This is a genomic window from Actinokineospora sp. (assembly GCF_050699995.1).
GTDB lineage: Bacteria > Actinomycetota > Actinomycetes > Mycobacteriales > Pseudonocardiaceae > Actinokineospora.
This window is the reverse complement of the sequence record NZ_JBOHGC010000006.1, coordinates 1-4,843: the sequence shown is the minus strand read 5'-3', so window position 1 is coordinate 4,843 and position 4,843 is coordinate 1. Positions and strand designations below refer to the sequence as shown.

Sequence of the window (4,843 nt, the reverse complement as noted above, 5' to 3'; positions counted from 1 at the left end):
AGTCGCGCGTTCGCGGGCCTCGCGCTCGGCGCGGGCGGCCCGGCGCAGGCCGTCGGCCTTGCCCTGAAGCGCACGGTGGCGTTCCTCGGCGGTGCGCAGCACGAGCCGCGCTTCCATCTCCTCCTGCCGAGCGGTGGCCAGCTCGGCGGTGTACTCGTCGCGCTCCGCGGAGTCGGGCTCGTCCTCGACTTCCTGCTCCTGCACGACCGCGAGGCGTTCCTCCAGGTCGGCGAGCTTGAGCAGGGACTCCTCGCGTGCCTGCTCGACCTTCGCCCGCTGCGACGTGGCCCGCTCGACCTCGGCCTGCGCGGCCCGCAGGGCCTGGCGCAGCCGGTTGAGCCGCTCGGAAGACCGAGCCGCCCGCACGCGCGCCTCGTTCATCGCCTCTTTGACCGCGCCTACCTCGGCGCGGCGGGCCTGCTGCTCGGCACGCGCGCCTTCCAGCGCGGCCGCGGAGCCCTCCAGCGACCGCTCGGTGGCGGCGAGCTTGGCGTTGGCCTCGTCGACCGCGGCCTGCACCTCGATGACGCTCTGCGCCCGCTCGGACCCGCCCACGGCCCAATGCGCACCCAGGACGTCGCCCTCGGCCGTGACGGCCCGCAGCTCGGGGTATTCGGTGACCAGCGCCTGCGCGGCGGGCAGGCCGTCGACCACGGCCAGCTTGTCGAGCGCGCGGTGCACGGCGGGCAGCAAGGCGTCAGTCGCCCGCACGAGATCGACGGCCCAGCGCGCGCCCGGGGGCAGCGTCGGCCAGGACGAGCGGTCGGACGTGTGCGCCGGCCCGCCGACCAGCATCCCCGCGCGACCCGCGTCGCCCGCGCGCAGCATCCTCAGTGCGGCGACAGCGCCGTCGGGGTCGGCCACGGCGACCGCGTCGGCCACCGGACCCAGCGCGGCGGCCAAGGCGGCCTCGGCACCCGGTTCGACGGTCAGCAGCGCCGCGACGGACCCGAGCAGGCCGGGCAGCCGGTCGCTCGCGGCGAGCAGCGCGCCCGCGCCGTCCTTGCGGGCCAGGCCCATCGACAGCGCGTCGACGCGGGCCTTCCAGGACGCGATCTCACGCTCGGCGTCGCGCTCGGCCTTGACCAGCTCCTCGACCCGGGCCTTGGCCGCGTCGTTGGCCCGCACGGCGCGCTGGTGGCGCTCCTCCAGGCCGGCGTCGTCGCCTTCCTCGGTGCCGCTGGCGGCCTCGCCCTCGGCGAGTTCCTGCGCGGCGAACTCGGCGCGGTCGCCGGCGTCGGCCAAGACGGTGGAGAGCCGCTCGATCTCGTCGGAGGTGGCGTTGGTGTTGCTGCGCAGCGCCTCGACCTGGCCGGCGAGCCGCGCCAGACCCTCGCGGCGGTCGGCGATGGCCCGCACGGCGGCCATGTGGGCCTTCTCGGCGGTCCGCACGAGCTGCTCCAGCTCGCCGCGGCGCTCGGTGGACTCCGCCAGCGTGTAGCGGGCCTCCGCGACGGCCTCGAACAGCTCGGCCTCGCGCATCGCGGTGTGCTCGGCCTCTTCTTCCATCTCGTCCGGGTCGCGCCCGCCGCGCGGCGCCTCGACCGACGCCGACAGGTGGCGCGCGCGCTCCACGGCGAGCCGGACAGTGCCGCGCAGCCGCTCCTCAAGAGCGGAGAGCCGATACCAGGTCTCCTGGGCGGCGGCGAGCATCGGCGCGTCCACCGCGAGCTGGTCCTCCAGCTCGGTCTGACGCGACTGGTAGATCTCCAAAGCCTGCTCGACCTCGGAGCGCTTGCGGCGCGCGGTGGCCTCGTCGGCCTCCTCGCGGGCGATGTCCTCGCGCTGGCTCACCAGGTCTTCGGCGTGCAGCCGCAGGCGCGCGTCCCGCAGCTCCGACTGCACGCTCTGCGCCCGGCGGGCGATCTCGGCCTGCTTGCCCAACGGCTTGAGCTGGCGGCGCAGCTCGGCGGTGAGGTCGTTGAGGCGGGTCAGGTTGGCCTGCATCGCGTCGAGCTTGCGCAGCGCCTTTTCCTTGCGCTTGCGGTGCTTGAGGACGCCCGCGGCCTCCTCGATGAACCCGCGGCGCTCCTCGGGCTTGGACTCCAGGATCGCGGAGAGCTGACCCTGCCCGACGATGACGTGCATCTCGCGGCCGATACCGGAGTCCGACAGCAGTTCCTGCACGTCCATGAGACGGCAGCCGTTGCCGTTGATCTCGTACTCGCTGGCCCCGTCGCGGAACATCCGGCGCGTGATGGAGACCTCGGAGTACTCGATCGGCAGCATGCCGGAGGAGTTGTCGATCGTCAGCGTGACCTCGGCGCGGCCCAGCGGCGCGCGGCCGGAGGTGCCGGCGAAGATGACGTCCTCCATCTTGCCGCCGCGCAGGCCCTTGGCGCTGCCCTCGCCCATGACCCAGCGCAGCGCGTCGAGGACGTTGGACTTGCCCGACCCGTTGGGTCCGACGACACAGGTGATCCCCGGCTCGAATTTCAGCGTCGTCGCCGAGGCGAAGGACTTGAAGCCCTTCAGCGTCAGGCTCTTGAGGTGCACGAACCGGCCCTTCCGAGTGCTGTGTCCGGGAGAGACTACCTGCGGATACGCGCCCGCCCGGGGAGGCGGGGCCGTTTGGCGGCGTCTCAGGCCGGGGCGGGCACCGTGACCAGCACCTTGTCGTCGTCGGTCACGACCTCGACCCGGGAGATCCGGTCGAGGTCGAACGACGTGCTGCCGGGGATGGTCTCACCAGGCTCGAAGGTGGTCGACCACCAGCCTGCGACCTGCCTGCCGCCGTCGCGGTCGCGCACGACGAGCTTGCACGGCTTGCCCGCGGGCACGTCGCGCAGTGTGATCCTCACCTCGGTGCCCCACGGGCGGTCGGTCAGCGCCACGTCGGCGCCCACCCCGCTGGCCGCGTCCTTCGCCGACCAGCTGACCGCGGTCGGCTCGGGCTCGCGCTGGTTCTGCACGAGGACCGCCGTGCCGGTGCCCAGGGCGATCACGATGACCACGGCGGCGGCGAGCGGCCACTGCCGCCTGGGGCCGCGCCTGCGCAGCGGGATCGGCTCGGCGAGCGGCTCGGGCTCGGGTTCGGGCAGGTCAGGCTGGTCCTCGTAATCCTCGGGGGAGATCCGGTGCAGCAGGCCCGGCAGCGGCGCCATGCGCACCAGCTCGGCCTTGCAGGAGGCGCAGCCCGCGAGGTGCGCCTCGAACTCGGCCCGGTCGGCCGGGTCGAGGGCGCCGAGGACGTAGGCGCCGACGGAGGTCAGCAACATGCAGCTCACGGCTCGGTCACCCCTCGTTCCTCCAGGGCGTCGCGCAGGGCCCGCAGCGCGTAGAACGTGCGGGACTTGACGGTGCCTGCCGGGATGCCGAGGACCTTGGCGGCCTCGGCGACGGTCCGCCTGCGGTAGTACAGCTGGCCGATGACCTCGCGGTGGTCCCGCGAGAGGGCACGCATGGCCTCGGCGACCTGCCAGCCCTGCAGGACCTGCTCGAAGTCGTCGGTGGGGCGGGCCCAATCGGACTCGATGGGCACCTCGGCGACCCGGGCGCTCTGCTTGCGGTAGCCGGAGATCACCAGGTTCTTCGCCACGGTGTAGAGCCACGGGCCCGCGTGGTCGACGTGGAGGCGGTCCGCGTGGCGCCAGGCGCGCAGCAGGGTCTCCTGGACTATGTCCTCGGCGCGCTGGTGGTCGTTGCCGACGGCGCGCAGGACGTAGCTGTGCAACGGCCGCCGGTAGCGGTCGTACAGCTCGCGGACGAGGTGCTCGTCCTGTCCCGGGTCGTCACCCACGTAAGTGCCTACGCGGGTGGAACGGGATCGGTTCACCGGTCACCGTTCGGTGAACCCCTCGATCGTCCCCTTCGCTGGACCCCACTGTTCGACCACGGTGTCGACGCTGCCGGGGGCCTGGCCGGACCGCAGTGCCTGGAGAAACCGGTCGCACTCGTCCCGCGCTCCTTCGGCCACCACTTCGACCCGGCCGTCGGCGGTGTTGCGCGCCCAGCCGGACAACCCGAGTTCGAGCGCGCGGCTGCGGGTCCACCACCGGAACCCGACGCCTTGGACCCGGCCGCGCACCCACGCGGTCAGGCGGACGGGATCGGCTCGGTTCTCCGGCTGTGACACACCGTCATCCTGCCGCACGGACGAGGGATCCACCCAGAGTGAGAAAACATACGCACGGGTAGCAGTCCTTCTACGAGATGGTAGTTTTTCGCGCCGTCACCGGCCGACGAACCGGCTCGCTCGCGAGTCAGGGAGAGTGGACCTGTATGTCCGAGTCAGCAGACCGGGTCGAAGTGTCACCAGTGGACGACGAAACACCAGGTCTCCGCCGCGCGCCCTACGCCATCCTGGGTGTGTCCGGCGTCGTCGTGGCGACCGTTTTCGCCGCCGTCGCGGCCTTCGCCTCGGGCTCGAGCGACGACGCCAGTCCGATCGCGCCCGCCGCGCCCGCGAAGTCGACTTCCGCCAAGCCCACGTCGACGACCAGCACCGTCTCCACCACGTCCTCGGAGGTGCCGTCGTCGACGACGGAGAGCACCACCACGACCACCGAGTCGACCACCGAGACAACGACGACCACGACCAAGCGCGGTACGCGGCCTACGACCACCACCACCACGCCGCGTCCGGTGACCACGACGCCACCAACCACACCGCCTAAGACGACGCCACCGACTACACCGCCCACTACGCCGCCGACGACGACTCCTCCTCCTACGACCTCTCCTGATCCAACAACTCCGTAACAGAGAGTTTCGGAGTATTCACGTAGATCCACTCGTTGGTGGTACCTTCCGCGACCGTGACACACCGTCGTGGTCGTAGTGGGCTAGTGCAGGCCGTTCTTGTCGCGCTCGCGGTGGGCGCGGGAACCGCTGGGGTCGTCAC

At 72.2% G+C, this 4,843-nt stretch carries 5 protein-coding genes; all 5 read right to left on the bottom strand.

Annotated features, from left to right (window positions below; translation table 11 throughout):
• Window positions 1–2,496: chromosome segregation protein SMC (gene smc / locus ACRDSQ_RS00455; protein WP_431417773.1), on the bottom strand; the 2,496-nt coding region annotated here is incomplete at its 3' end.
• An 86-nt stretch (window positions 2,497–2,582) separates the two neighbouring features.
• Window positions 2,583–3,218 carry a zf-HC2 domain-containing protein gene (locus tag ACRDSQ_RS00450; RefSeq protein ID WP_431417774.1) on the bottom strand — a complete coding sequence of 212 codons (636 nt, stop codon included), beginning with the start codon at window positions 3,216–3,218 and terminating at the stop codon, window positions 2,583–2,585.
• Window positions 3,219–3,223: 5 nt separating this feature from the next.
• Window positions 3,224–3,739, bottom strand: coding sequence for a sigma-70 family RNA polymerase sigma factor (locus ACRDSQ_RS00445; RefSeq protein ID WP_431417771.1), 516 nt, complete (start codon window positions 3,737–3,739; stop codon window positions 3,224–3,226).
• 39 nt (window positions 3,740–3,778) lie between these two features.
• Window positions 3,779–4,075, bottom strand: a complete 297-nt coding sequence (locus ACRDSQ_RS00440; protein WP_431417769.1) for an acylphosphatase — start codon at window positions 4,073–4,075, stop codon at window positions 3,779–3,781.
• A gap of 217 nt (window positions 4,076–4,292) precedes the next feature.
• Window positions 4,293–4,592, bottom strand: a complete 300-nt coding sequence (locus tag ACRDSQ_RS00435) for a hypothetical protein (protein ID WP_431417767.1) — start codon at window positions 4,590–4,592, stop codon at window positions 4,293–4,295.
• Window positions 4,593–4,843 lie beyond the last annotated feature (251 nt).